Below are 25,078 nucleotides of genomic sequence, written 5' to 3' on the forward strand. Positions count from 1 at the left end.
CTCCGCATTATTCTGGCTGCAAGACCTGAACACATGATCATTCTGACCAACAACGAAGGTAAATCCGGCATCGGCTTGGCCGCGGAGCTGCTGCGCAATGGCCGTGTCGGTCTCGACGCGGTCGAGGCTGGCATCCGGCTCGTCGAAGATGACGAAGAGGTGCGCACGGTCGGGCGTGGCGGCTGGCCGAATCTGCTCGGCGAAGTCGAGCTCGATGCGTCGGTGATGGATGGCTCGACGCTGCGGACCGGCGCGGTCGGCGGCCTGAAGGGGTTCAGGCATCCGGTCAGCGTCGCGCGTGCCGTGATGGAGCGGCTGCCGCACGAGCTGCTGATCGGCGAGGGCGCCGCGCGCTATGCGGCCGAAACGGGTGCGGAGCGCTGCGAGCTGCTCGCCGAACATTCGCGCAAAGCATACGCGCGCTGGTTCGACGGCGAAGTCAGCGCGACCGACAGGGCCGCGTGGCCGAACGTGCCGCTCGAACGCTATTGCCACGACGCGGTCGATCCGGAGATCGGCAAGGACACGACCGTTTTTCTTGCGCTCGACAGCGCCCGCAATGTCGTGAGCGGCACGAGTACATCGGGATGGGGCTGGAAATATCCGGGCCGTCTCGGCGACAGCCCCGTGATCGGCGCGGGCTCCTATGCCGATAGCCGTTACGGCGCCTGCGCCTGCACGGGCGCGGGCGAGATGACGATCCGCGCCGGCACGGCGCGCGCGGTGGTGCTCTACATGAAAATGGGCATGAGCGTCGAGCGCGCGGTCAGCGAAGCGGTCGACGATATGCGCGCGCTCAAGGGCGGCTTGATCAGCCGCGTGACGATCCATGCGATCGATGCCGCGGGCAATCACCGCGTGGTGGCGGTCAATGGCTTGCCGGGCAATCACTACTGGGTGTGGACGCCAGTCATGGCGCAGCCGGAGAGCCGTGCTTGCGAGCTGATCCGGATCTCGGAGGGTGAGCCGCAGAGCAAGCGGATTGCGATGCAGGTTTATACCGACGTTTGAGGGCGACGCGTAGTGCCGATGTGGCCGTCCACGCATTGCGCGGACGGATAAGTTCGATCCGACGGTTCGTTCAGGTCGAATCAGGCGGGCAAAGACCTCGTAGCGATGGAGGCCCGGCCTCGCGGACGATTATTCACGCATCGTGTTCAATGTCTCAACGCTACAGCGGCTAATTTCCGGCGCCCTTTGAGGCATGCTTGCACTCATCGAGCGCGCACCCATTGAGGCGCGCCGTGCAACGGAGAACGAGACATGAGCAAGACATTCAGAATCGCCGCGATTCCCGGCGACGGCATCGGCCAGGAAGTGATGCCGGAGGGCGTGCGTGTGATGGAGGCGGCAGCCGCGAAGTTCGATCTGAAGCTGGAATTTACGCATTTCGACTGGGCGAGCTGTGACTACTACCTGGAGCACGGCAAGATGATGCCGGACGACTGGTTCGCCACGCTCAAGGAGTTCGACGCGATCTATTTCGGAGCGGTGGGCTGGCCCGACAAGGTGCCCGATCACATTTCGCTGTGGGGTTCGCTGCTGAAGTTCCGCCGCGAGTTCGATCAGTACGTGAACCTGCGGCCGGTACGTCTGTTGCCCGGCGTGCCGTGCCCGCTCGCGAATCGCAAGCCCGGGGATATCGACTTTTTCGTCGTGCGCGAGAACACCGAAGGCGAGTACAGCGCCGTGGGCGGCAAGATGTTCGAAGGCACGGAGCGCGAGTTCGTGCTCCAGGAGTCGGTGTTCACGCGCCAGGGCGTGGACCGCATCCTTCAGTACGCGTTCGAGCTCGCGAACACGCGCGGACGCAAGAAACTTACGGCGGCCACGAAGTCCAACGGCATCTCGATCAGCATGCCGTACTGGGATGAGCGCGTGGCTGCGATGGCCGAAGCGTACCCCGACGTGAAGTGGGACAAGCAGCACATCGACATCCTGTGTGCGCGCTTCGTGCTGCAGCCGGATCGCTTCGACGTGGTCGTGGCGTCGAACCTCTTTGGCGACATTCTTTCGGATCTCGGCCCCGCGTGCACGGGCACGATCGGTCTCGCGGCTTCGGCCAACCTGAACCCCGAGCGCAAGTTCCCGTCGTTGTTCGAGCCGGTGCACGGTTCGGCTCCGGACATCTTTGGGAAGAAGATTGCCAATCCGATCGCGATGATCTGGTCGGGTGCGATGATGCTCGACTTCCTCGGCAACGGCGACGCGCAATACAAGGCGGCGCACGACGCGATCATGCGGGCCATCGAGAACGTACTGGTGGAAGGGCCGCGTACCCCGGACATGGGCGGCGCGGCGAACACGGCGGACGTCGGCAAGGCTGTCGCCGCCGCGCTTTGAGCGCAAAGCGCGCGGGGTGTTCCTGCGGGACACCCCGTTATCTTTGACGAATGCTCGTCACCCGGATTCAGCGAACGTTCATCGCCCGGATTTAGCGAACGTTCATCGCCCGGATTTAGCGAACGTTCATCGCCCGGATTTAGCGAACGTTCATCGCCCGGATTTAGCGCGCGCCGATGCCGAACGGCGCGCTTCCGGTGGCCGCGGCTTCTTCGGCGGCCGGCTGCGCACCCGTGGTCGCGGCCGCCGTCATGTCGGCGGGCTGCGCCGCGCGGCACAGTGCCGTGAGCCACACATCCTCGCCGTGCGGCGCGACACGCGCGTAGCCTTGCTCCACCACCAGCCGCCACGTATCGTCGGGCAACAACGCACGATACAGCACGCGATAGTCCGCGCGATGCGCGAGCGCGTCATTCACACTCGCTTCGCGCGCCGCGCGGTCGTCGGAATGAATGTGCTGCGAAAGTTCGACGAAATGTCGTGGCGCCCTGGCCGGATCGACGCCGAACAGGCGGCACCACTCGTCCGACACGATCAATTCGTCCTGCGCGCGCAGCCAGCGCCATGCACCGAAACCCGCGATGCGCGCAGCGTCGTTGAGCAACTGCAGGCGGCTTTCCAACGCGCGCTCCGCTTGCTTGCGCGCGCTGACGTCGATGGTGGTGCCCACCACACGCACGGGACGCCCGGCATCGTCCAGCAGCATGGCGACGCGTGACTCGATCCAGCGGATCTGCCCGTCGGGAAGAATGATGCGGAAGTCCCACACGCGCGGCGCCGTGCTCGCAACGAGTTCCTTCAGGGACCCTTCGTTCAGCCAGATCGCGTCCTCGGGGTGCAGGATCTCCCAGAACTCGGCGTTGGTGTGAATCTCGCGGCCATAAAGCTTCGCGCAATTGCTCGAATAGATGAGCTCGTCGGTAACCAGATTCCATTCCCACGTCACGATGCCGGCCGACTCCTGCGCCTGTTTCATGCGCGCTTCGTTCGACATGATCTCGGCGGTGTAGCGGCGGCGCAGGTCGGTCATGGGCAGTTCCGTATTGCCTGCGATGCCGAGGTCCTTTACGGCTTCGTCGCCGTAGCGGAGCCAGACCCAGTTCACGTCGAGGAACGCCGCGAGGCGGCGCAGGTTCGAATAATCGATCTCGCCGCCGCGGGTCCACTTGTGCACGGCGGGTCGTGAAATGCCGACGGCGTCGGCCACTTGCTGCAAGCTCAGCTTCTTGTGCTCGAGCAGTACTTTCAGACGGAACGCGAACGTATCCTCGGACATCCATTTCCCTCTATGACGTATCGCGCGGTCGAACGGATCAGGCGAAAAGGGCGGCATAGGCCCCGGGCCCGAAAGAAGGGCCCGGGGCCTATGCCGCCGATGATGAATGGGGCGCGCGGCCGGGACAATGCGTGCGAGCGCCTATCTTTCGCTAGTTTAACGGATCGGCGGGAGGGCCGTTCCGTCAGGCGCTGCAGCGCTCTCGCGGGAGTCCGCGTCGTGGAGGCCAGCCTACAGGTCGATCACGAGGCGTCGGGTGCGCGAGCGTGACACGCATAGCAGAATGGTCTTCTGCGCGGCTTTTTCGTCGTCATCGAGATACTGGTCGCGATGATCGGCCTCGCCTTCGAGGATCGCCACTTCGCAGGTGCCGCACACGCCTTCGCGGCACAGCGACTCCACCGTCACGCCCGCGCGCTCGATGGCCTTGAGGATGGTCTCGTCCTCGCCCACTTCGAGCTCGATGCCCGACTTCGCGAGTAGCACGGTGAACGCCTTGCCGCCGGTGTCGGTAGCGGCGAACTGCTCCGAGTGCAGCTGTGACTTCGGCCATCCCAGCAGCGCGGCGTTCGCGTAGACGGCGTCGTTCAAGCCCTGCGGGCCGCACACGTAAACATGCGCGTCGGTAGGCAGGCTCTTGAAGAGCTTGAGCAGGTCGAGACGCTGGCCCTCGCTTTCCACATAGCAGTGCACGTTGGCCGCGTGCGGGCCAGCCTTCAGTTCGTCGACGAATGCGCCGTGCTCGGGACTGCGGAATGCATAGTGCAGTTCGAGCTCGAGATCTTCAGGCCGATGCTCGGCGAGCTGCGCGAGAAAAGGCGTGATGCCGATGCCGCCCGCGATGAACACATGCCGCTTCGCGCCGCTCGCAAGCTCGAACAGGTTGGCGGGCGAGCCGATAGCGAGGCGTGTGCCCGCTTCGACCTGTTCGTGCATGAAGGCGGACCCGCCGCGCGAGGTCTCTTCGCGGCGCACGGCGATCTGATACCGGCGCGTGTCGTGCGGCGAACTCAGCAGCGAGTACGCGTTGTGGCGCCACGCTTCGCCGTCCTGCATGGAGACCAGCACATGGGCGCCGCCGTTGAAGGCGGGCAGTGGCGCGCCGTCGGGCAGTGCGAGCGTGAAGCGCTTGATGAGTGGAGTGAGTTGCTCGACGGCGACGACGTCGACAGCGATCGATTCGCGGGCGTTCATGTTGACTTCCTTGACTTCTGAATCCGGAGAAAAGGAGCGGATGCGGCGCGGCCCGCATCCGCTCGAAGGTGAGCGCGTCGATTAACGCGAAACCCCCGCCATACAGAGGTACTTGATCGACAGGTAATCCTCGATGCCGTACTTCGAGCCTTCGCGGCCGATGCCCGACTGCTTGACGCCGCCGAACGGTGCAACTTCGTTGGAGATCAGGCCCGTGTTGATGCCGACGATGCCGTATTCGAGCTGATCGGCCACGCGCCAGACGCGGCCGATGTCGCGGCTGTAGAAGTACGCGGCAAGCCCGTAGATCGAATCGTTCGCGAGCTGCACGACTTCGGCGTCGCTCGAAAAACGCACGATGGGCGCGACCGGTCCGAAGATTTCCTCGGAGAGCACCGCCATGCCGGGCTTCGCGTCGGCGAGCACGGTGGGTGCGTAGAAGTTGCCGCCGCGCTCGTGCGGCGCACCGCCCGTGACCGCGCGCGCGCCTTGCGCCACGGCGTCGCGCACGAGGCTGTCGACCTTGTTGCGCGCCGCTTCGGTGATGAGCGGTCCGATGTTCACGCCCTCGGCGAAACCGTCGTCCACCTTGAAGGCGGCCACCCGCGCGGCAAAGCGCCGGCAGAACTCGTCGTACACCGAATCGTGTACATAGAAGCGGTTCGCGCAGACGCAGGTTTGCCCCGCGTTGCGATACTTCGAAAGCAGTGCGCCTTCGATCGCGGCGTCGAGGTCCGCGTCGTCGAACACGATGAACGGTGCGTTGCCGCCGAGTTCGAGCGACACTTTCTTGACGGTATCCGAGCACTGACGCATCAGCAGACGGCCTACTTCGGTCGAGCCTGTGAACGTGAGCTTCTTGACGAGCGGGCTCGAAGTCATCTCGAGGCCGATCTCGCGCGACTTGCCCGTGACGATGTTGATCACGCCGGCGGGAATGCCGGCCTCCTCGGCCAGCGCCGCAAGCGCGAACGCGGAGAGCGGTGTCTCGTTGGCGGGCTTGATGACGATCGTGCAGCCGGCGGCCAGCGCGGGACCGGCCTTGCGCGTAATCATCGCGGCCGGAAAATTCCACGGGGTGATCGCGGCGCACACACCCACCGGCTCCTTCGTCACGACCAGACGCTGGTCCGGGTTCGGGCTCGGGATCACATCGCCGTCGATGCGCTTGGCCTGCTCGCCGAACCACTCGATGAACGAGGCCGCGTAGCCGATCTCGCCACGTGCCTCCCCGAGCGGCTTGCCTTGCTCGCGGGTCATGATCTCGGCCAGCGCCTGCTGGTTCGCCATGATGAGCTCGAACCAGTTGCGCAGAAGGCGCGCGCGCTCCTTGGCCGTAGTGGCGCGCCACGCAGGGAAGGCGCGGTGCGCGGCCGCGATGGCCGCGCGCGCTTCGGCGGCGCCCATGTTCGGCACGTTCGCGATCAGCTCGCCCGTGGAGGGGTTGTAGACGTCGAGCGTGGCGCCGTCGTCGGCGTGGCGCCACTGGCCGTCGATATAGGCCCGCTCACGCAGCAGGCCGGGATGTCGCAGTGAATTCATGCGTGGCCCCTTAGTCCTGGTACTGCTGGGCAAGCAGGTTGTGGAAGTGCGCAATGCCGTGCTCGCTGACGCCGCTGCGCCGACTGTCGACCATGATGCGTCCCTGGCCGCGATAGCCGCGCGACTTCAGGCCTTTCTGCACGCTCTCCACGAGGCGCAGGTCTTCCGGGCGGAACACGGTGCGATACCACTCGATCAGCTTCTTCTGCTCTTCGGTCGGCTCGTCGTTCAGGAAGTAGATGTCATAGTGCTGCAGCGTGACTTCGGCGCTCATCGGAAATTCGTAGATGACCGTCATGAAGTCGCCGCCCGGCGGCACGTTGAACATCGTGCAGGGCCACGCCCAGTAACCGCTGAAGCTCGGGTCCTTCACGGACGGGTCGAGCTTGAACGAACGCTCCGACGACTGCGCGTGACCGAACTGCAGCGTCCAGTTGCCGTGCAGCGTGTGCGTGTACCGGTCGATCTTCACGGAATCCGAGAAGCCGGGGTGCGCCGGGCCGCAGTGGTAGCACTCGAGGTAGTTATCGACGATCGACTTCCAGTTGGCCGGCGTCTCGGTCACGAAGCGAGCGGCGAGCTTGAGGTCGTCGATCACGGGGCAGGCCTTGCGAAGGCTGGCTTCGAGGCCCGGCAGTTGCGCTTCCACGCCCTCGGCGTCCGGGTTCAGGTTGATGAAAACGAAGCCCGCGTACTCCTCTACGCGTACCGGCACGAGCGTCGAGTTTTCCTTGTCGAACGACTCCACGTGATCGCAGTTGTTGGCGTGCGCGAGCGCGCCGTCGAGCTTGAACGCCCAGGCGTGGTACGGGCAGGTGATAACGTTCTTCGCCTTGCCGCTGCCTTCGAGCAGCTGGTGGCCACGGTGCGGACAGACGTTATAGAAGGCGCGCAGCACCTTGTCTTTGCCGCGCACGAGCAGGATGCTCTCGCCCACCACTTCGCGGGTCACGTAGGCGTTCGCGTCGGCCAGTTCGCTGCGGTGCGCGACGCAGATCCAGGTGTTCTCGAAGATCCTTCTTTCTTCGGCCTCGTACACCGATTCAGAGGTGTAGTAGCTCGCCGGGATGGTCCAGGCGAGTTCGGGGTTGGCGCAGAAGTCGGCCGGCAATCTGGGGAGGTCGGTTTTTTTGTGGAATTCGATCGGGAGGTAGGTCATGGGGTCCGCCGTACTGGTGTGAATTAACTGATAGTTACTATAAAACTATGGGTTAACGAAAATATAGGAGAAAACCGTCCGGCGGAGGATCGGGGTTATCCCGCACTGAACGGGAGGCCGCGTGCGGGTTCGATGCAAGACGCCTATTCTTTCTGTTACGAATCAATGGAAATGGACGTTCGACGAGCCAAATCGATTTCCGCGTAGACGTCAATAGGAGGATGCGATAGTGCGACGAAACACTCCCGGGTGGGTACCATCGTTAACTGATGGTTTGTAGTTAACTGAAAGATAACCGCGTCGTGTCAGGAAACTGGAACTCCAGGTATTGGGACCGGCGCGGAAGGCGGGACCGTGCCATTCGCGGCCGCTTTCGCCACCCCACAACAGGAGGAGACATGTCCCACGAGGCAATTGCCGAAACCTTGGCCAACGAACCTTCGCGCGCAAAATCGCGAATCGAATCACGCTCGATCGACTACGTGCCGCTTGCCGAACGCAAAGGCAAGGCCTGGCATCTATGGCCCGTGTGGTTCACGGGCGACGCCAATCTCGCGACCGTCGCGGCCGGTGCGATTGGCATCAGCATGGGCGGCAACCTGCTGTGGAGTGCGATCGCCATCGTGCTCGGCAACGTGCTGGGCACCTTCTTCATGGCGTTCCATTCAAGCCAGGGGCCGCAGCTCGGGCTGCCGCAGATGATCCAGTCGCGCCCGCAGTTCGGCTACATGGGCGCGCTGCTCGTGTGGGTGGTCGCGCTCGTCACCTATATCGGCTACAACTCGTTCAACCAGCTGATGGCGGGACAGACCGCGCATCACCTGCTGGGCACCGAGCCGCATCTGAGCTACATCGTGTTCACGGTGATCGCGGTCGCGCTCGCGGTGTTCGGCTATGACCTGATCCATAAGGCACAACGTTGGCTCGCGCTTGCGCTGCTCGCCGCGCTCACGATCTTCAGCATCGGCATGTGCCTGAAGGTGCCGTTCCCCGCAGGCCAGCTGAGCCTCGCGGGCTTCAAGACCACGCCGTTCCTCGTGCAGCTTTTTTCGGCAGCGGCATATCAGCTCTCGTGGTCGATCTACGTTTCCGACTACTCGCGGTATCTGCCGCCCAATACCGGCGTGCGCGCCACCTTCTGGTGGACCTTCCTTGGCGCGCTCATTGGCGGCGTCTGGATGATGCTGGTGGGCACGGCGGCCGCGGCGCTCAACTCGCAGATCGAGATCTCCGACGCGGTCCAGCGCGCGGGCGACATGATCTTCCCGGGATTCGGTACGGTTACGCTGCTGCTCTCGCTGCTCGGATTGCTCGCCATCACGGGCCTGAACTTCTACGGTGCCTCGCTCACGCTGCTGAGCATCACGGACTCGTTCAAGCCGCTCAAGTCGAACGCGACCAAGCGCATCGTGAGCCTCGTCGTGGTGGCACTCGTTGCGACCTCGCTCGCGTTCTCGGCGTCGGACAACTTCATGGGCAAGTTCGGCGACTTCCTCGGCATTCTCGGCTATCTGTTCACGCCATGGACCGCGATCAACCTCGTCGATTTCTTCATCGTGCGCCACTCGCATTACTCGGTGCGTGAGATCTTCAACCCGCGCGGCATTTACGGACGCTGGAACTGGCGCGGCCTGACCGCATACGGGGTGGGTTTTGCCGCGATGATCCCGTTCTTCAAGACAGAGCTCTATTCCGGACCGGTCGCGAATGCGCTGGGCGGCATCGACATCGCGATGCTCGTGGGCCTGCCCGTCGCGGCACTGGTCTATCTGTGGGCCTGTCGCTCGCTCGACATCGATAAAGAACGCCAGCTCGTGCGCGAAGCCGACCGTGGCCTGAACTGATCCTGACTCAACAACGACTACAACATGAATCAGACGAAGAAATTGCGGCCCACCGTATTCGTTACGGCGGTGCTCGCACTCGCCTTGCTCCCGGTGGCCGCGCGCGCGCAAAGCAGTGTCACGCTTTACGGCGTGCTTGATGCGGGCATCACCTACGTCTCCAACGCGGGTGGCTCGCATCTGGTCAAGTTCGACGACGGCGTGACTTACGCGAACCGCTGGGGCCTGATGGGTACCGAAGACCTGGGCGGCGGGATGAAGGCCGTGTTCAAGCTGGAGAGCGGCTTTCACCTGGGTAACGGGCAAATCTCGAACGGCGGCTCGCTTTTTGGTCGCGCCGCTTACGTGGGTTTGCAGAACGACTGGGGCACACTCACGTTCGGCAATCAGTTCGACATGACGCGGGAAATGGTCTACCAGTACAACGCGTCCGCGTGGGCAAGCGGCTACGCCATCAACCAGGGTGACTTCGACCGCATGAACGGCGACCATCTGCCGAACGCCGTGAAGTTCATGTCGAGCACGTACGGCGGGTTCCAGTTCGGCGGCATGTACTCGTTCAGCAATACGCCTGGCGATTTTCACAAGGGCAGCGCGTGGAGCGTCGGCGCGCAGTATCAGCACGGCCAGTTCTCGATGGGCACCGCCTATACGCAGCTGAACAACCCGTCGGGCATTTATGCGTTCGACCCGTACAACATGATCGGCGTGCGCACGTTCTTCGGCAGGCCGACCGTGAGCGTCGATCCTGCCACGGGCGCCGTCACGTCGCTGTATGCGAATACGCCTTTTCCGGTCGACAGGCAGGGTGCCTTCGGCGTGGGCGCGAGCTATGTCATCGACAAGGTCACGCTGATGGGTGCTTTCACATACACGCAGATCAAGGCGTTTGGCGAGAGCGAGCACATGCTGGTGGCCGAGGGCGGTGCGAACTGGCAGATCACGCCGGCGGCAAGTTTCGCGGGCGGCTATCAATACACGCACTTCGACGGCCACCACTGGAATCAGCTGTCTGCGGGTCTGCATTACCTGCTTTCGAAGCGCACGGACGTGTACATCTCGGGCGACTGGCTGCAGGCGTCGAACGGTGTGGATGCGGTGATCGGCTACAGCTTCACGCCTTCTTCGACGACCACCCAAGCCGACGTGCGCATCGGCATGCGCCACTCGTTCTGATGAAACTTCCTGCTTCCCCTGAGCTCGACGACCTGCGGGTGTTCTGCATGGTCGCCCGCAAGTCCAGCTTTAGCGCGGCCGCCGATGCGCTCGACGCCTCGGCGGCGTATGTGAGCAAGCGCGTGGGGATACTCGAAGCGAGCCTCGGCACGCGTTTGCTGCACCGCTCGACGCGCCGCGTGGCGATGACGGCCGCGGGCGAGCGCGTGTTCGCGTGGGCCGAGAAAATCCTCGACGACATGGAGCAGCTCGTCGAAGACGTCTCCAGCACGCGGCGCGTTGCGCGCGGCACGCTGCGCGTGTCGAGCAGCTTCGGCTTCGGCCGCAAGTTCGTCGCACCGGCGCTGGCAGCCTTGTCGGATCGCTACCCGCAACTGGGTGTGCGGCTCGACCTGTTCGATCGCGTCGTGGACGTGGCGGGCGAAGGCTTCGATCTGGACGTGCGCATCGGCGACGAGATCGCTGGCCACCTGATTGCAAGGCGCCTTGCAACCAACTATCGCGTGCTTTGCGCCTCGCCGGCATACCTCGCGCAGCGCGGCGAGCCGCGAACCGTCGCGGATCTGGAGGCGCACGAGTGCCTCGCGATCAAGGAGCGCGATCACCCATTCGGCGTCTGGCGTCTCGATGCGGGCGGCAAGACGGTCGCGGTGAAAGTGACGGGCCCGCTCTCGACGAATCACGGCGAGGCCGCGGTGCAATGGGCGCTGGCAGCGCGCGGCATCGTGCTGCGCTCGATCTGGGACGTGCAGCCCTTGCTCGACGAAGGGAGGCTGCGGCGCGTGCTGCCCGAGCTCACGCAGCCCGCCAACGTGTGGGCCGTATTTTCCGAACGTCTTGCGCAGTCGGCGAAGGTGAAGGTGTGCGTGGACTTTCTCGCCGAAGCGTTCGCGCAGGCTGGGGTGGGCTGCGCGGCGCAGGCGGCATCACAGGGCACTTCGAAGCCGCAGAGCAGAACAACGCCGACGCTGGTTCACAGTCACACCACCGCCTAAGGCGTCTTCTGTCCCCCCGCAATCACCCGCTCCAACGACAGCTTCAAGTGACGCTGCATCGCCGCCTGCGCCTGAATCGCATCATGCGCCTCCAGCGCTTCGAGAATCACGAGATGTTCTTCGGGCACGGCGCCCCACGTCGTCTCGTTCTCGAAGTGGCCGCGCAGCTTTTCCGACAGCGGACTATGCCGCGCATCGAATAGCGAGCTGACGGTGCGCACGAGCACCTCATTGCCGGACATTTGCGCGATCGCGAGATGGAACGCGCGATCGGCCGCGACCGGAATTCTGCCGGCCTTTACTTCGCGCGCCATCTCGTTGTAGATGGCGCGCAGCATCTTCAGATCTTTCGGTTTGCAGAACGGTGCGACGCTCGCGACGATCGAGCCTTCGATCAGGCAGCGCGCGCCGAGGATGTCGAGCAGGCTATCGCCGAGTTCGGCCTGCGACAGCGACGCATCATTCTGCGCGGACGGCGTCGCGCACAGATAGACGCCCGAGCCCATGCGAATCTCGACGAGCCCTTCCAGTTCCAGCGCGACCAGCGCCTCACGCACCGACGGCCGCGACACGCCGAGCGTCTCCGCCAGCGCGCGCTCGGGCGGCAGGCGGCCGTTCGGCGCGAAGTCCGGCAGAGCGATCAGATCGCGCAATTTTTCGGCGATCTGAAGATAGAGACGGCGAGTGTCGGCAGGTTTGGCGGTCACGAAACGATTCCCGGCGATGTAGCTTGTGCAAGCCCGATAAGGCGAGCGCCGATTGTAGATCGAAGCGCCCGGCACGCAAACCGCGCGCCCTCGGCGGCGCGCTGACAGTGTTCGGGATTTCCCCAACTCCGTGTAAATTGGCTTGACCAGTATCGCACGCGCCGTTATTTTTGCAAATTGGTAAGGCCGGATTGACGCCACTTAGACGCCAGCCGTGCAGCCCTGCTGGTCGCTCCGCATCCCGATACCCGATCAATTTCTCCATGACGATGAAGACAGTCATTTGCGAACAACCCGGCCAGCTCGCGCTCGCCGAACGCGCGATGCCGGCGGTTCCTCGATCATCGGCTCGCCGACATCGCGCGAAATCACGAGCAAAAGAAAGAGCGGCGTTTCAAGCCGGTGATCGAACTCGCGCGCGAGCTTGGCGTGCGTGTCGAGCAACCGCGTCTAAGCGCGGCGCTTGCCGCGTGCACGCACGACGGCTAACGACGCGAGCCGCAAATCCGCAGTAGATCTGTAGCAGACCCCGGCAGCACACCCCGGCAGCACACCGGCGGCCACGAGGCCGCATGGTTCATCCAAATAGAGTAGATGCCAGCCCAGGAGGAGACGGTTTCATGAAGAAGAAGATGCGTTGGGTAGTGATTTTTCTGTGCTTTCTCGCGATCGCGGTGAACTACATCGATCGCGCGAATCTCGCGGTCGCCGCGCCGCAAATCGAAAAGGCGCTCGGCATCGGCCCCGCCGAGATGGGCTTCATCCTGAGCGGATTCTTCTGGACCTACGCGTTGATGCAGATGCCGTTCGGCTGGTTCGTCGATCGCGTCGGCGCGCGCATCGCGTTGCCGCTCGCGGTCGGGTGGTGGTCGGTGTTTACCGCGGCCACCGCGGTCACGACCAGCGTCGCGGGCATGTTCGGCTGCCGCCTGTTGCTCGGCGTCGGCGAGGCGGGCGCGTATCCGTCCTGCACGAAGCTCGTCAGCCAATGGTTCGCGCCAAAGGAGCGCGCGATCGCGACGAGCATCTTCGATAGCGGCTCGCGGGTCGGCTCCGCGCTGTCGATTCCCGTGGTCGCGCTGATCATCGGCACGCTCGGCTGGAAGGCCGCTTTTGTCCTCACCGGCTTGCTCGGCGCGGTGTGGATCGTCGGCTGGTTCGTGATTTATCGGAATCCCGTGCGGGACGCGATGGAGAGCGCGCGCAACGCTGCGCCGGCGGCTCGAGCGAGAGGCGGCGGCCAGGACGACGTGACGTGGGCATCGCTGTTTCGCCATCGCACGCTGTGGGGCATGATGCTCGGCTTCTTCTCCCTGAACTTCGTGATCTACTTCTTCATTACGTGGTTTCCGAGCTATCTCGTGCAGACGCGCGGCTTCTCGCTGAAATCGCTCGGCACGCTCGGCATGATTCCGGCGCTGATCGCGATTCCGGGCGGCTGGCTCGGCGGCTATGTGTCCGACGCGCTGTTCCGGCGCGGCTGGAGCCTGACGGCTGCGCGCAAGACCTGCATGGTCGGCGGCATGCTGGTGTCGTCGGTGATCACGCTGTCGGCGTTCACGGAGAACACGTATCTGATGCTCGCGTCCTTCGGTATCGCCTATGGCAGCCTCGCGTTCGCCGCGGCGAGCATCTGGTCGCTGCCCTGCGACGTCGCGCCGACACCGCGCCATGTCGCGTCGATCGGCGGCATCCAGAACTTTGCGTCGAATCTGGCGGGGATCGTGATCACGACGTTCACCGGCGTGATGGTCGCGATGACGAAGGGCTCGTTCACGATCCCGCTCGTCGTCGCGGGCGGCTTCTGCTTTCTCGGCGCGTTCAGCTATCTTTTCATCGTGGGACGCATCGAGCCGCTGTCGCTGGAATCGGAAAGCCGCGATCTGCCGAAGGGCGCGCGCTCCACGATCTGACGTATTCTGTGTCAACGCATACGGATAACCCTGTTTTCGAGGCTTTTCATGTCGACTCAAGCTAGCGTCGCGTCCGCGATCATCCGCCTGCATCCCGGCGACGACGTCATCATCGCGACCCGGCAGTTGTTGCCGGGCACGCGCATCGAGGCGGAACAACTGGTCGTCGCCGGACTGATTCCACCGGGGCACAAGATCGCGACGCGCGACATCGCGCAAGGCGAGCCGGTCAAGCGCTACAACCAGATCATCGGCGTCGCGCGTGAGGCGATCGCGCGCGGCCAGCATGTTCACACGCACAATCTCGGCATGTCGGAGTTCGCGCGCGAGCACGCGTTCGGCGTCGATGCGCAGCCGACCGTCTACGTCGACGAACCCGCGCATTTCATGGGCATTCGCCGCGACGACGGCCGCATCGCGACGCGCAATTACATCGGCATTCTGACCAGTGTGAACTGCTCGGCGACGGTCGCGCGCGCGATTGCCGATCATTTCCGGCGCGACGTGCGTCCCGACGCGCTCGCCGACTATCCGAACGTCGACGGCGTGATCGCCTTGACGCACGGGCTCGGCTGCGGCATCGACATGCAAGGCGAGGGCATTGCGATCCTGCGTCGCACGCTGGCCGGTTACGCGGTGCATCCGAACTTCGCGTCGGTGCTGTTCGTCGGGCTAGGCTGCGAGACGAATCAGATCGACGGCGTGCTCGCCGCGGGCGGTCTCGACGCCAGCACGACGAAGCTGCGCAGCTTCACGATCCAGGACAGCGGCGGTACGCGCAAGACGATCGAACTCGGTATCGCGATGGTGCGCGAGATGCTCGCCGACGCGAACCGCGTGCAGCGCGTGCCGGTGCCGGCTTCGCATCTATGCGTCGGTCTGCAGTGCGGCGGTTCGGACGGCTACTCCGGCATCTCCGCGAATCCGGCGCTCGGCGCCGCGGTCGATCGGCTCGTGCGGCACGGCGGCACCGCGATCCTGTCGGAGACGCCGGAAATCTACGGCGCCGAGCATCTGCTGACGCGGCGTGCGGTGAGCGCCGCGGTCGGCGACAAGCTGCTCGCGCGCATCGCATGGTGGCAGGACTATTGCGCGCGCAATGGCGGCGCGATGGACAACAACCCATCGGCGGGCAACAAGGCGGGCGGCCTGACGACGATACTCGAAAAATCGCTCGGCGCGGTCGCGAAGGGCGGCACGACGAATCTGGTCGACGTCTACGAATACGCGCAGCCGATCGCCGCGAAGGGCTTCGTGTTCATGGATTCGCCCGGCTACGATCCGGTGTCGGCGACGGGACAGGTCGCCTCGGGCGCGAACCTGATCTGCTTCACGACCGGGCGCGGCTCCGCCTATGGCTGCGCGCCGTCGCCGTCGTTGAAGCTGGCGACCAACACCGCGTTGTGGGAGCGCCAGCAGGACGACATCGATATCAATTGCGGCGGCGTGATCGACGGCAGCGCGAGCATCGACGAACTCGGCGAAGCGATCTTTCGCATGATGCTCGACTGCGCGTCCGGCACGCGCACGAAGAGCGAGCTGCACGGCTATGGGCAAAGCGAGTTCGTGCCGTGGCAGGTCGGCGTGGTGACCTGAGCGGGTGCATTGCAGCGACACGACCGAACAGCCGGATGGATCACGCATTGGAGGATGCAATTGGAACGCCGCCTTTATTCAGGCCGCGACGTGAAGCGCGCGCAGCGGCTCTGCCCGTCTGACGAACTGGAGATACCAGATGCAGCACGAACCGATCTCCGCGACCCGCGGTAACGAAGCCGCCGCCGCGCTGCGCGCTGCGCTCGGCGCGGACATCGTGAGCCTGCCGGCCGAATTTGGCGGGCGGCAGTTCGCGGACTGGAGCGGCACGCCATCGACCGATCCGATCGCGCTGATCCGCCCGCGCACGACCGAAGAGGTCGCCACCGCGCTCAGGATCTGCCATCAATTCCGGCAGCCGGTCGTCACGCAAGGCGGCATGACCGGGCACGCGGGCGGCGCCTGCGTGCTTGGCGGGGAGGTCGCGCTGAGCGTCGAGCGGATGAACGGCGTCATCGACATCGATCCGGTCAGCGCGACGATGACCGTGTTCGCGGGCACACCGCTGCAGGTCGTGCAGGAAGCGGCCGATCACGCCGGCTTCATGTTCGCGCTCGACCTCGGCGCGCGCGGCAGTTGCACGATCGGCGGCAACATCGCGACCAATGCGGGCGGCAATCGCGTGATCCGCTACGGGATGATGCGCGACCAGGTGCTCGACGTCGAAGCGGTGCTCGCCGACGGCAGCGTGATCGGCGGCGAGCGCAAGATGATCAAGAACAATACCGGCTACGACCTGCGCAACCTGCTGACGGGCAGCGAGGGCACGCTCGCGGTCATCACGCGCGCGGTGCTGCGCCTGCGGGCCAAGCCGCGCGCGATCTCGACCGCATGGTGCGGCATGCCGGACTACGCGGCGGTGACCACGCTGCTCGGCCGCGCGCAGGAGCGGCTGCCGGCCGGCGTGTCCGCGTTCGAGGTCATGTGGCCGAGCTATTGCGACTTCGTGCGGCAACGCCTGCCCGAACTGCGCGTGCCGCTCGCGAGCGATCACGCCTACTACGTATTGCTCGAGACTTGCGGCGCGGACCCTGAACGGCAGTCTGCGGCTTTCGAGGAATTCCTCGCCGACATGTTGGACGCCGGCGTGATCGCCGACGCCGCAATCGCGCAATCGGACGCGGACGCCGCGGCGTTCTGGGCGATTCGCGACGCGCCAGCCGAATATCCGCGCCTGATCCCGGGACGCATCTCGTTCGACATCAGCTTCGCGGTCGCGCAGGCGGGCGACGCGGCGCAGCGTTGCGACGAGCGGTTGCGCGCGCGCTGGCCGCAAGCGACGATCCTCGTCTATGGGCATCTCGGCGACGGCAATCTGCACGTAGTGGTGCAAGAACCTGGCTGGACCGACGAGGCCATCGACGACGTCGAGCGCGTCGTCTATGAACTGACGGGGGAAATGGGCGGCTCGGTATCGGCCGAGCATGGGATCGGCGAGGAGAAGCTGGGCGTGCTCGGCCTGTCACGCTCGCCGGCCGAACTCGCCGCGATGAAGGCGATCAAGCTCGCGCTCGATCCGCACAATATCCTGAACCCTGGCAAGGTGATCGCGATGTAGTGTGCGCGGCGCGAATCTGCGTGCGCAGCCACGGCGCTTTCAGCCGCTCGGGAACGCGCGCAGCATGTTGCGCGAGTCGCTTGCTCAGGCACTCGATCTCACCGAGCGCGACGTGTTCGAATTCGGCGGGGCGCAGTGCGATCGCATCGTTGCGAGCGTACTCACGGAAATATCCGGCGGCGCGTCATGGCATCGGCGACGCGGTACGCCGGAGCTGTACCGATTCAGGCGTCTTCGCCGGTTGCGAATACGCCGTTTTCCGGTGCCGTCCGTTCGACGTCGATGCATTGCACGCGCCAGTGCCCGCTCACCAGGATGCGGCCGTGCTCGGCGCACCACTGCACGCGGCCGACCTCGCCTTCGAACGGCCCGTCGAGCTGATTCAGATCGAGCCCCTCGAGCGCGCAGACCGGCGCGGAGCTATGCGGCGCGCACACGAGCGTATTGCCGCAATCCATATGCAACGCGCCCCATTCGGGCAACTCGAGCCCGAAATGACCTTCGCGCGACCATTGCCGCGTGTCCTTGTCGAGCCAGAGAATGGCGAAGGCCATCGGGTTGACACGATCGAACGTGTCGAGATGAACAGTCAAACGCATGACATGTCTCCGCAATGTATACAACTGATTCGCATTGCCGGCGCCATCGCGCGTCGGCAGCGGGCCCGCTGCGTGCGCATCGAGGCAACGCCGGCCGTCAGCGCGGACGCCGAGCACACGAGCAGACAGTTTCGGATTCGCGCAATCACGGCACGTACTCCCGTATCAGGAATAAGATCAGTGTACGGGCGGCGAAACCGCCCTCATTGACTTCGATCAAACGGTCTACGGCGCGGGCCGATCGCGCGACACAATGGCGCGCGCCTCGCTGTCTGCCATGACGGCAGCTTGTCGCCGCCGAAGTCTGAAGGAGAACCCGATGCGAGCGATGGTGTTCGACGGCAGCTCGGCGACGCTGACCGAGCGGGAACTGCCTGATCCGCGGCCCGGTGCCGGCGAGATCCTGATCGACGTTCATGCGTGCGGCGTGTGCCGCACGGACCTGCATCTGGTCGACCGCGAGCTCGAGCATCCAAAGCGGCCGGTGATTCCCGGCCACGAAATCGTCGGCGTGGTGGCCGAATTGGGCGCGGGCGTCAGCGGTTTCACGGTGGGCGAGCGGGTCGGCGTGCCGTGGGTCGGGCGCACCTGCGGCCACTGCCGCTACTGTCTGTCCGCCCGCGAAAATCTCTGCGACGACGCTGGCTTCACCGGCTACACGATCGACGGCGGCTACGCCGAGCGCACGGTCGCCGATAGCCGCTACTGCTTTCATCTGCCGCCGCACTACAGCGATATCGAGGCCGCGCCGCTGCTGTGCGCGGGTCTGATCGGCTATCGCACGTTGAGCATGGCGGGCGACGCCGAACGGATCGGCATCTACGGTTTCGGCGCGGCCGCGCATCTCGTCGCGCAGGTGGCGCGTCACCAGCAGCGCACCGTCTATGCGTTCACGCGTCCCGGCGACCACGCGGCCCGGCAACTCGCGCTGCGCCTCGGCGCGGCATGGGCCGGCGGCAGCGACGAGGCACCGCCCGGCGAACTCGACGCCGCGCTGCTGTTCGCGCCGGTCGGCGCACTGGTGCCGCTGGCGTTGCAGGCGGTCGCAAAAGGCGGTGTGGTGGTGTGCGGCGGCATTCATATGAGCGACATTCCGTCGTTCCCGTACGCGTTTCTGTGGGGCGAGCGGCGCGTGGTGTCGGTCGCGAATCTGACCCGCGACGATGGGCTTCAGTTCATGCGCAGCGCCGCCGAGATGCAGCTCGCGATCGAGACCACGACTTACGCGTTGCGCGACGCGAACCGCGCGCTCGACGATCTGCGCAACGGCAACCTGACCGGCGCGGCCGTGCTCGCGGTCCGCTCGTGATCCGCTAGCGAGCCGTTGGCGCTTGATACAGATCAAGCCGCGCGCCGCGTCGGCGTTCATCATGTAAGCGCGAACCGTTGGCGTCCCCGTCGCGGGCCGAGGTGTGAAGCGACGCGGTCGGCGCGCCGCCTCGCGGTGCGACGATCCGAGGAGAGCCGATGAACACTGCTGCCGAGCGCAACACCTTCCACCGCGTGATGATCGCGTCCGCGGGCGGCAGCGGACTGCCGCTCGGCACGCGCGTCGCCCGGCAGTTGGTCGCGGCGGATGCGCGCTTTCGTCTCGTCGATATCGTTTGCAATCCTGCCGCGCTTTATCCGACGCTGATGCTCAGCTATCCGGACTGGTGCGAGGCGCATCGCGCGATGCTGCACGGCGCGCAGGCCGCGCTGCGCGACGCGGTGATCGCGTTGCACGGCGTCGTCGCGGCGACCGACGCCGAGATCGTCGATCTCACCGCGCTGCATCAGGGCGCGGCCGAAGCGCTCGCCCACACGGCGACGCAATGGGACGCGGATCTGGTCGCGGTGGCCGCGCATCCGCGTGAACATCGCTGGGACAGCCGTATCGATCCCGAGGAACTGGTCGCGTCGATCGGGCGTCCGGTGCTGTACATGCCGGCGAGGTCGACCGACGCGAGCGATGCCTCGGCGGTGAGCCGCGTGCTGGTCGCGATCGATGGCAGCGACACCGCGCTCGACGCGCTGCGCACCGCGCTCGCGGTAGCGCCGCCCGACGCGCGCATCAAGGTCGTCTACGCGGCCGACGACCGCTTCGCGTGGTGCGAATGGCTGCCGTTCGAAGTCGTGTCGCAGCATCGAATCGATGTCTTGCGGCGCGGCGCGGCGATGCTCGAACAAAGCCGGCGCGCGGCCGAAACCGCATTGCTCGAGTTCGACGATGATTCCGGCGATGCGTCGAGCGCGATTCTCGACGAAGCGCAACGCTGGCACGCGGACCTGATCGTGATGGGTTCGCACGGCATGCGCGGCGCGCCGCACCCGTTGCCGGGGCACGTGACGTCGCGCACGCTGCGCGACGCGGCGTGTCCCGTGCTCGTGTGTCCGCGCGGCGCGTCGTCGTTGCGGGCGGACGACGTGCCGCACGGCGAGTGGCGGGAGCCGTATCCGGGCAGTCCGGGCGGGCCCTTTTATCTGTAGCAGGAGCGCGCCACGCGCGTTGACAAATCCAACCTCAGTGGAGAATCGGCATGTACCAACATATCCTCGTCGCGCTAGACGGCAGTACTTTCTCGAAACGCGCGCTGAAAGAAGCGGTGAATCTCGCCGCGTTGACGAAGGGCGTCGTGCATCCGGTTTATGTGGTCGACAAGACCCCGCTCTTTTCCTATGCCGGCTATTACGACCCGCTCACGCTCGTCGAAGCCTTGCGCCAGGACGGCCAATTGGTGCTGGAGGAGGCCGAACAGGCCTGCGCCGCCGCCGATGTGCCTTGCCGCCCTGAAATGATCGAGTCGGAGAGCCTGTCCGACGACGTCGCCGCGATCGTGCTGCGCCACGGCGAGCAGATCCACGCCGATCTGCTTGTGCTGGGCACGCATGGGCGACGCGGCGTGCGGCGCCTCGTGATCGGCAGCGTGGCGGAGCGGGTGCTGCGTTTCTCGACCTGTCCGGTGCTGCTCATGCGCGAGCAAAGCACCGAGGATGCGCCTGCAGAGTAACCCGCGACAGCGGGGCGCGACAGCGCGTGAGCATTACGCGAGCGCGTCGGCCGGTATCTGGATCGAGATCCTGAAGCCATGGCCCGGCGAGCTGGTGAACGACACGTTGCCGCGCAACTGCCGCACGCGTTCGCGAATGCCGAGCAAACCGAATGAATCTGTTCCCTGCGACCGATCCAGCGCGACACCCACGCCGTCATCCTCGATATCGAGCGATACGATGGGGCCCGCGCAGGTCATGTCGAGGCGTACGCGGCTGGCCTTGGCGTGCCGCGCGACGTTCGTCAACGCCTCCTGAACGATGCGAAACAGCGCCGTCGCCGCGAATTCGCCGCATACCGGCTCGGCCGGTTCGAGATGCACGCTCGAGCGCACGTTGTAGCGTTTCGTGAAGTCTTCGGCCAGCCAGTCGAGCGCGGCGGCGAGCCCGAGGTCGTCGAGCAGCGGGGGCCGCAGATCGGCGGCGATACGCCGCAGCGAAGCGGCCATCCAGTCGATCTGCTTTTGCAGTTCGTGCGTCTGCGCGGCCAGCGGCTCGGTGTCGGCCTGGCTTTTCAGCTTCGCTTCGAGCAGCGCGACGCTCATTTTCAGCGCGGTCAGCCGTTGGCCGAGATCGTCGTGCAGTTCGCGCGCCATACGTTTTTGCTCGTTTTCGCGGGCGATCTGCACGTGCGTGGATACCTGATTCGCGCGTTCGAGTTCCGCGAGGCGCATACGCTCGGTCAGGTCGCGCGTGATCTTGGCGAAGCCGAGCAGCGCGCCCGACGCGTCGTGCACGGCGGAAACGACCACGTTGGCCCAGAAACGCGAGCCGTCGCGACGTACGCGCCAGCCTTCGTCCTCGGCGCGGCCTACGGCTGCGGCGATTTCCAGTTCGCGGGCGGGCTTGCCGGCCGCGATGTCTTCCGGGGTATAGAACTTCGAGAAATGCTGGCCGATGATTTCTTCGGGCGCGTAGCCCTTGATGCGCTGTGCGCCGGGATTCCAGCTGGTCACGCGGCCGGACACGTCGAGCATGAAGATCGCATAGTCCTGAACCGCATCGATCAACATGAAATAGCGATCCTCTACTGGCACGTCCGACACGGACGCCGCACCGGTGAAGCAGGAAGACTCGCCGCTCGACAGACCCATCGCTCCTCCGGGTGGTCACGCAAGGTCGCGCACCGCAACGCACCGAGTTATATCAGTTCGGGAGCGCTTGTTCCAACCCGCATGTCCCGCGAACAAACGTGAGGCGAGCGTCGCGTCGGCGTTCAAACCCGAGCCAGTCCTTCCGCGTCTTCGATGCGGATCGTTTTGCCGTTCGCCTTGACGAGGCGCTCGCGCTGGAACTTCGAGAACATCCGGCTCACCGTTTCGAGCTTCATGCCCAGAAAGCAGCCGATTTCCTCGCGGGTCATGCGCAAATTAAACTCCGCCGCGGAAAAGCCGCGCGCCTTGAAGCGCTTCGACAGATTCAGCAGAAACGTCGCGACGCGCTGTTCGGCGCTCATCGTGCCGAGCAGCATCATCTGGCTCGATTCGCGCACGATCTCGCTGCTCATCATCTGGTAGATGTGATGCTGCATCGGCTTCATCTCGCGACAGATTGCTTCGAGCTGCGCGAACGGAATGATGCACACGACGCTGTCTTCGAGCGCGATCGCATCGCAATTCTGCTTGCCCTCGCTGATGCCGTCGAGGCCGAGCGAGTCGCCGGCGATCTGGAAGCCAGTCACGTGCTCGCGGCCGTCGCGATGCATGACCACGGTCTTGAACGATCCGGCGCGGATCGCGTAGATGCTTTGAAATGCGTCGCCCGCGCGATACAGCGGATCACCGCGTTTGATCGAGCGCGTCGAGCAGATCAACGTGTCGAGTCGGCTCAGTTCGTCGGATGTCAGCTCGGGCGGCATGCAGATCGCGCGCATCGCGCAGGTGGAGCAGCGCGGCACGGCGTAGCGTGTGGCCGCGGTGCGTGGCACGACGTGGATCGGTACGACGTGCGAAGTGCGGGGCGCGTCGTGGCGGGGTTCACAGACTGCGGCAACTTGCATGATCGGCTCCTGGCGGTCAGACCGGATGCGCACGACGCGCATAGGCAATCGCTTCGATGGCACGGCAGGCGAGTTCGAAGTCCGAGGTCTTGTCGAAGAAGAAGTCGGCGCCCGCCGCTTCGCACGCTCGGCGAAACGCCGTCGCGCAATGATTGGTCAACACGATGCTGACGATGGACGGCCGCACCCGCGACAGCGCCGCGAGCAGCAGCAGATTGGTCTTGCCCGAGAAGCACGGGTCCAGCACCGCGACATCGGCGCGACTCGCGACGATGTCGTCGAACGTGTGCTCGACGCCGGCGGACTCGCCGGCGATTTCGATGCCGGGAATCAGCGCGATCAGGCAAGCAAGCCGGCGTCGGACCTCGGTCGCATCGTCGACGAGGAAGACTCTCGATAAGGTGGCTGGCGGGGCGGTGTCCATACCGACCAGTATTGGCAACCTCATCTCAGAAATATATCGGCGGGGATTTAAGCGGCGCTAGGAGTTCGGGTAATGTTGTAGGAATATTCCTATGGTGTGGCTGCTTTGCTGTTCAATCAGAAGTGACGGGCGAACATATCGGCGTCGAAAATATATTAATACGAAGTGGCATTAAAGAAGTGGAAAGCTGTGCGATAGACCGGCCATTATGTATTTTCAATTATTCGAAGAATAGTAAGTATCTGAGTGGGCTTGTTACTGCCGGGGAAGACGTGCCTACGATGCAAATTATCGATATTTCCCACTCCTGCTCATCGTAGACCGTGCTGGCACGATAGACGATAACGTCTGGACGCTGCCTTCCGAGGCTGCCCGGCGTTTCTAGCCTGTCTGCTGTTAAATACCTCATCGGCGTGCGGCCATTTCGTCCTTGCCTTTTTCTTCTCCTTACCTAAATGCTAGGAGCATCGGAGGTGCCACTATGGCAGCAGCAACTATCACTTCGAAGGGCCAGGTCACGATCCCGGTGGACGTGCGCAACCAGCTCCCGAGCGGCGAGCCATTGACCTGCGTCAAGCCGCGCGGCGGCGCGCGCTTCACACTGTCGGCGCGGACACGCGACGGCACCGCTTCGGTTCATGCCAGCGCTTTCACAGGGAGTCCAACATGTATGCACGAATTCTGGTTGCGCTCGACGACAGTCCCAGCGCGCAGCGCGCCTTTGCCGAGGCGCTGAAGCTCGCGAAGCTGACGGGCGCCACACTCGAAGCCTGCTGCGTGGTAGGGCACGGCAAGTGGTCGGACAATGCCGATGTGGCTTTCGAGCCGGAACCGGCGACCGCGGCGCAAGAATTCGCCAGCCGCGCGCTCGATGCGCCGCGCGAGTTGATGCGCGAGGCGCAGGTGCCCGGCGGCGTGCGGGTGATCGACGCGTACGCCGAAAGCGTGTCCGCGGTGCTCGCGCGCGTCGCCGACGAGATCGAAGCCGATCTGATCGTGATGGGCACGCACGGTCGCCGCGGCGTGCAGCGCTTTCTGCTCGGCAGCGTCGCCGAGTCGCTCGTGCGTGCGACCGACAAGCCGGTGCTGATCGTGCGGCATGACGAACACGGGCACGCGCGGCCCTGAAGCGCCGCGTCGCGGAGCCGTGGCGCGATCGCGTCGGAGCGGCCGCGCAGCAGCCTGGTTTTCGCGGCTCAGGTGAGTTCGTTTTCGGCGCAGGCCGGGACTGACTGATCGCGCGTCGCGCCGTTCGCGTGCGCGGGAACCATCAGCACCGGGCAGCTGGCGCTGCGCAGCACGCGCTCGGCGACGCTGCCGAGCATCAGTCGTTGAACACCACGGCGGCCGTGCGTGCCCATCACGATCGCGTCGGCGTGCCATTCGAGCGCCGCCTCGACGATGCGATGCGCGACGTCTTCGCCGGTGATCGCGGCTTCGACGGTGCGGGCCGTGCCCTTGATCCCGCGCGCGGTCATCCGGCTCTGGGCATCGGCCGCGATCCGCTTGCCTTCCTCGATGAAGGCGTCGTGGATCACGCAAGGGTCGAAGCCGGGCGCGTCGTAGGCGATGACGGGCACGTCGATCACGTACAGCGGCTGCAGCTCGGCGCCCGATTCGGCGGCAAGGGTCAGCGCGGCGTCGAACGCACGGGAGGCAGTGTCGCTGCCGTCGAGCGCGATGAGTAGGCGGTGAAACATGGCGGACTCCTTAAGCGCGCACT

General features: G+C 64.9%; 22 protein-coding genes and 1 pseudogene. 13 read left to right on the forward strand and 10 right to left on the reverse strand.

The window, feature by feature from the left end:
- The first annotated feature begins 33 nt into the window (after window positions 1-33).
- A complete protein-coding gene (locus tag HDG32_RS18020) occupies window positions 34-1,011 on the forward strand; it encodes a N(4)-(beta-N-acetylglucosaminyl)-L-asparaginase (protein ID WP_184069504.1) in 978 nt (325 codons plus the stop codon).
- A gap of 252 nt (window positions 1,012-1,263) precedes the next feature.
- Entirely contained in the window at window positions 1,264-2,343 is a 1,080-nt protein-coding gene (locus HDG32_RS18025) for a tartrate dehydrogenase (protein WP_184069506.1), read from the forward strand.
- A gap of 163 nt (window positions 2,344-2,506) precedes the next feature.
- On the opposite strand, the gene HDG32_RS18030 is transcribed toward HDG32_RS18025, so the two are convergent.
- From HDG32_RS18030 to HDG32_RS18045, 4 genes are all read right to left on the reverse strand, one after another.
- The gene (locus tag HDG32_RS18030) at window positions 2,507-3,619 is read right to left on the reverse strand and encodes a PAS domain-containing protein (protein WP_184069508.1); all 1,113 of its coding nucleotides are present in this window, start codon (window positions 3,617-3,619) and stop codon (window positions 2,507-2,509) included.
- Between the two features lie 231 nt (window positions 3,620-3,850).
- Complete coding sequence (locus tag HDG32_RS18035) at window positions 3,851-4,813, reverse strand: PDR/VanB family oxidoreductase (RefSeq protein ID WP_184069510.1); 963 nt, start codon at window positions 4,811-4,813, stop codon at window positions 3,851-3,853.
- A gap of 81 nt (window positions 4,814-4,894) precedes the next feature.
- A complete protein-coding gene (locus HDG32_RS18040; RefSeq protein WP_184069512.1) occupies window positions 4,895-6,355 on the reverse strand; it encodes an NAD-dependent succinate-semialdehyde dehydrogenase in 1,461 nt (486 codons plus the stop codon).
- Window positions 6,356-6,365: 10 nt separating this feature from the next.
- On the reverse strand, window positions 6,366-7,514 hold the full coding sequence (locus HDG32_RS18045) for an aromatic ring-hydroxylating dioxygenase subunit alpha (protein ID WP_184069514.1): 1,149 nt from the start codon (window positions 7,512-7,514) through the stop codon (window positions 6,366-6,368).
- A 398-nt stretch (window positions 7,515-7,912) separates the two neighbouring features.
- On the opposite strand from HDG32_RS18045, the gene HDG32_RS18050 reads away from it, so the two are divergent.
- The 3 genes from HDG32_RS18050 to HDG32_RS18060 are packed head-to-tail and all read left to right on the forward strand — an operon-like array spanning window position 7,913 to window position 11,529.
- Window positions 7,913-9,358: a cytosine permease gene (locus tag HDG32_RS18050; protein WP_184069516.1), complete on the forward strand. Its 1,446-nt coding sequence runs from the start codon at window positions 7,913-7,915 to the stop codon at window positions 9,356-9,358.
- Between the two features lie 24 nt (window positions 9,359-9,382).
- Window positions 9,383-10,534, forward strand: a complete 1,152-nt coding sequence (locus tag HDG32_RS18055; protein ID WP_184069518.1) for a porin — start codon at window positions 9,383-9,385, stop codon at window positions 10,532-10,534.
- Window positions 10,534-11,529 carry a LysR substrate-binding domain-containing protein gene (locus tag HDG32_RS18060; protein WP_184069520.1) on the forward strand — a complete coding sequence of 332 codons (996 nt, stop codon included), beginning with the start codon at window positions 10,534-10,536 and terminating at the stop codon, window positions 11,527-11,529. Before HDG32_RS18055 ends, HDG32_RS18060 begins: the two co-directional genes overlap by 1 nt.
- On the opposite strand, the gene HDG32_RS18065 is transcribed toward HDG32_RS18060, so the two are convergent.
- Entirely contained in the window at window positions 11,526-12,236 is a 711-nt protein-coding gene (locus HDG32_RS18065; RefSeq protein ID WP_184069522.1) for a FadR/GntR family transcriptional regulator, read from the reverse strand. The two genes, HDG32_RS18060 and HDG32_RS18065, sit on opposite strands and share 4 nt — an antisense overlap.
- Window positions 12,237-12,569: 333 nt before the next feature.
- Here HDG32_RS18065 and HDG32_RS36460 point away from each other — a divergent pair.
- From HDG32_RS36460 to HDG32_RS18080, 4 genes and pseudogenes are all read left to right on the forward strand, one after another.
- Window positions 12,570-12,725: pseudogene (locus HDG32_RS36460) on the forward strand (mannitol dehydrogenase family protein); the annotation flags it as partial.
- Between the two features lie 131 nt (window positions 12,726-12,856).
- The gene (locus tag HDG32_RS18070; protein WP_184069524.1) at window positions 12,857-14,149 is read left to right on the forward strand and encodes an MFS transporter; all 1,293 of its coding nucleotides are present in this window, start codon (window positions 12,857-12,859) and stop codon (window positions 14,147-14,149) included.
- A 48-nt stretch (window positions 14,150-14,197) separates the two neighbouring features.
- Window positions 14,198-15,745, forward strand: a complete 1,548-nt coding sequence (locus HDG32_RS18075; RefSeq protein ID WP_184069526.1) for a UxaA family hydrolase — start codon at window positions 14,198-14,200, stop codon at window positions 15,743-15,745.
- A gap of 139 nt (window positions 15,746-15,884) precedes the next feature.
- On the forward strand, window positions 15,885-17,303 hold the full coding sequence (locus tag HDG32_RS18080) for an FAD-binding oxidoreductase (protein WP_184069528.1): 1,419 nt from the start codon (window positions 15,885-15,887) through the stop codon (window positions 17,301-17,303).
- 224 nt (window positions 17,304-17,527) lie between these two features.
- Here the strand turns inward: HDG32_RS18080 and HDG32_RS18085 are convergent, their stop codons facing one another.
- The gene (locus HDG32_RS18085) at window positions 17,528-17,902 is read right to left on the reverse strand and encodes a DUF3564 domain-containing protein (protein WP_184069530.1); all 375 of its coding nucleotides are present in this window, start codon (window positions 17,900-17,902) and stop codon (window positions 17,528-17,530) included.
- Between the two features lie 319 nt (window positions 17,903-18,221).
- Between HDG32_RS18085 and HDG32_RS18090 the strand changes: the two genes are divergently transcribed.
- The 3 genes from HDG32_RS18090 (at window position 18,222) to HDG32_RS18100 (ending at window position 20,892) form a co-directional block, all read left to right on the forward strand.
- Entirely contained in the window at window positions 18,222-19,211 is a 990-nt protein-coding gene (locus tag HDG32_RS18090; protein ID WP_184069532.1) for a zinc-dependent alcohol dehydrogenase family protein, read from the forward strand.
- A 158-nt stretch (window positions 19,212-19,369) separates the two neighbouring features.
- Window positions 19,370-20,371, forward strand: a complete 1,002-nt coding sequence (locus HDG32_RS18095; RefSeq protein WP_184069534.1) for a universal stress protein — start codon at window positions 19,370-19,372, stop codon at window positions 20,369-20,371.
- A 50-nt stretch (window positions 20,372-20,421) separates the two neighbouring features.
- The gene (locus tag HDG32_RS18100) at window positions 20,422-20,892 is read left to right on the forward strand and encodes a universal stress protein (RefSeq protein ID WP_184069536.1); all 471 of its coding nucleotides are present in this window, start codon (window positions 20,422-20,424) and stop codon (window positions 20,890-20,892) included.
- A 33-nt stretch (window positions 20,893-20,925) separates the two neighbouring features.
- Here HDG32_RS18100 and HDG32_RS18105 read toward each other — a convergent pair whose 3' ends face one another.
- From HDG32_RS18105 to HDG32_RS18115, 3 genes are all read right to left on the reverse strand, one after another.
- Entirely contained in the window at window positions 20,926-22,026 is a 1,101-nt protein-coding gene (locus tag HDG32_RS18105) for a PAS domain S-box protein (RefSeq protein WP_184069538.1), read from the reverse strand.
- A 122-nt stretch (window positions 22,027-22,148) separates the two neighbouring features.
- The gene (gene fnr, locus HDG32_RS18110) at window positions 22,149-22,931 is read right to left on the reverse strand and encodes a fumarate/nitrate reduction transcriptional regulator Fnr (RefSeq protein ID WP_184069540.1); all 783 of its coding nucleotides are present in this window, start codon (window positions 22,929-22,931) and stop codon (window positions 22,149-22,151) included.
- Between the two features lie 16 nt (window positions 22,932-22,947).
- A complete protein-coding gene (locus HDG32_RS18115; RefSeq protein ID WP_184069542.1) occupies window positions 22,948-23,355 on the reverse strand; it encodes a response regulator in 408 nt (135 codons plus the stop codon).
- A 666-nt stretch (window positions 23,356-24,021) separates the two neighbouring features.
- Here HDG32_RS18115 and HDG32_RS18120 point away from each other — a divergent pair.
- A complete protein-coding gene (locus tag HDG32_RS18120; RefSeq protein ID WP_184069544.1) occupies window positions 24,022-24,483 on the forward strand; it encodes a universal stress protein in 462 nt (153 codons plus the stop codon).
- A 68-nt stretch (window positions 24,484-24,551) separates the two neighbouring features.
- On the opposite strand, the gene HDG32_RS18125 is transcribed toward HDG32_RS18120, so the two are convergent.
- On the reverse strand, window positions 24,552-25,055 hold the full coding sequence (locus HDG32_RS18125; RefSeq protein WP_184069546.1) for a universal stress protein: 504 nt from the start codon (window positions 25,053-25,055) through the stop codon (window positions 24,552-24,554).
- Between the last annotated feature and the right edge of the window lie 23 nt (window positions 25,056-25,078).

The sequence above is a fragment of the Paraburkholderia sp. CI2 genome, assembly GCF_014201055.1.
In the GTDB taxonomy this organism is placed as follows: domain Bacteria; phylum Pseudomonadota; class Gammaproteobacteria; order Burkholderiales; family Burkholderiaceae; genus Paraburkholderia; species Paraburkholderia tuberum.

Excerpts from the sequence above, each read along its gene's own strand:
- HDG32_RS18020 (WP_184069504.1), top strand. The coding sequence starts at position 34 with ATGATCATTCTGACCAACAACGAAGGTAAATCCGGCATCGGCTTGGCC.
- HDG32_RS18025 (WP_184069506.1), top strand. The coding sequence starts at position 1,264 with ATGAGCAAGACATTCAGAATCGCCGCGATTCCCGGCGACGGCATCGGC.
- HDG32_RS18030 (WP_184069508.1), bottom strand. The coding sequence starts at position 3,619 with ATGTCCGAGGATACGTTCGCGTTCCGTCTGAAAGTACTGCTCGAGCAC.
- HDG32_RS18035 (WP_184069510.1), bottom strand. The coding sequence starts at position 4,813 with ATGAACGCCCGCGAATCGATCGCTGTCGACGTCGTCGCCGTCGAGCAA.
- HDG32_RS18040 (WP_184069512.1), bottom strand. The coding sequence starts at position 6,355 with ATGAATTCACTGCGACATCCCGGCCTGCTGCGTGAGCGGGCCTATATC.
- HDG32_RS18045 (WP_184069514.1), bottom strand. The coding sequence starts at position 7,514 with ATGACCTACCTCCCGATCGAATTCCACAAAAAAACCGACCTCCCCAGA.
- HDG32_RS18050 (WP_184069516.1), top strand. The coding sequence starts at position 7,913 with ATGTCCCACGAGGCAATTGCCGAAACCTTGGCCAACGAACCTTCGCGC.
- HDG32_RS18055 (WP_184069518.1), top strand. The coding sequence starts at position 9,383 with ATGAATCAGACGAAGAAATTGCGGCCCACCGTATTCGTTACGGCGGTG.
- HDG32_RS18060 (WP_184069520.1), top strand. The coding sequence starts at position 10,534 with ATGAAACTTCCTGCTTCCCCTGAGCTCGACGACCTGCGGGTGTTCTGC.
- HDG32_RS18070 (WP_184069524.1), top strand. The coding sequence starts at position 12,857 with ATGAAGAAGAAGATGCGTTGGGTAGTGATTTTTCTGTGCTTTCTCGCG.
- HDG32_RS18075 (WP_184069526.1), top strand. The coding sequence starts at position 14,198 with ATGTCGACTCAAGCTAGCGTCGCGTCCGCGATCATCCGCCTGCATCCC.
- HDG32_RS18080 (WP_184069528.1), top strand. The coding sequence starts at position 15,885 with ATGCAGCACGAACCGATCTCCGCGACCCGCGGTAACGAAGCCGCCGCC.
- HDG32_RS18085 (WP_184069530.1), bottom strand. The coding sequence starts at position 17,902 with ATGCGTTTGACTGTTCATCTCGACACGTTCGATCGTGTCAACCCGATG.
- HDG32_RS18090 (WP_184069532.1), top strand. The coding sequence starts at position 18,222 with ATGCGAGCGATGGTGTTCGACGGCAGCTCGGCGACGCTGACCGAGCGG.
- HDG32_RS18095 (WP_184069534.1), top strand. The coding sequence starts at position 19,370 with ATGAACACTGCTGCCGAGCGCAACACCTTCCACCGCGTGATGATCGCG.
- HDG32_RS18100 (WP_184069536.1), top strand. The coding sequence starts at position 20,422 with ATGTACCAACATATCCTCGTCGCGCTAGACGGCAGTACTTTCTCGAAA.
- HDG32_RS18105 (WP_184069538.1), bottom strand. The coding sequence starts at position 22,026 with ATGGGTCTGTCGAGCGGCGAGTCTTCCTGCTTCACCGGTGCGGCGTCC.
- fnr (WP_184069540.1), bottom strand. The coding sequence starts at position 22,931 with ATGCAAGTTGCCGCAGTCTGTGAACCCCGCCACGACGCGCCCCGCACT.
- HDG32_RS18115 (WP_184069542.1), bottom strand. The coding sequence starts at position 23,355 with ATGGACACCGCCCCGCCAGCCACCTTATCGAGAGTCTTCCTCGTCGAC.
- HDG32_RS18120 (WP_184069544.1), top strand. The coding sequence starts at position 24,022 with ATGTATGCACGAATTCTGGTTGCGCTCGACGACAGTCCCAGCGCGCAG.
- HDG32_RS18125 (WP_184069546.1), bottom strand. The coding sequence starts at position 25,055 with ATGTTTCACCGCCTACTCATCGCGCTCGACGGCAGCGACACTGCCTCC.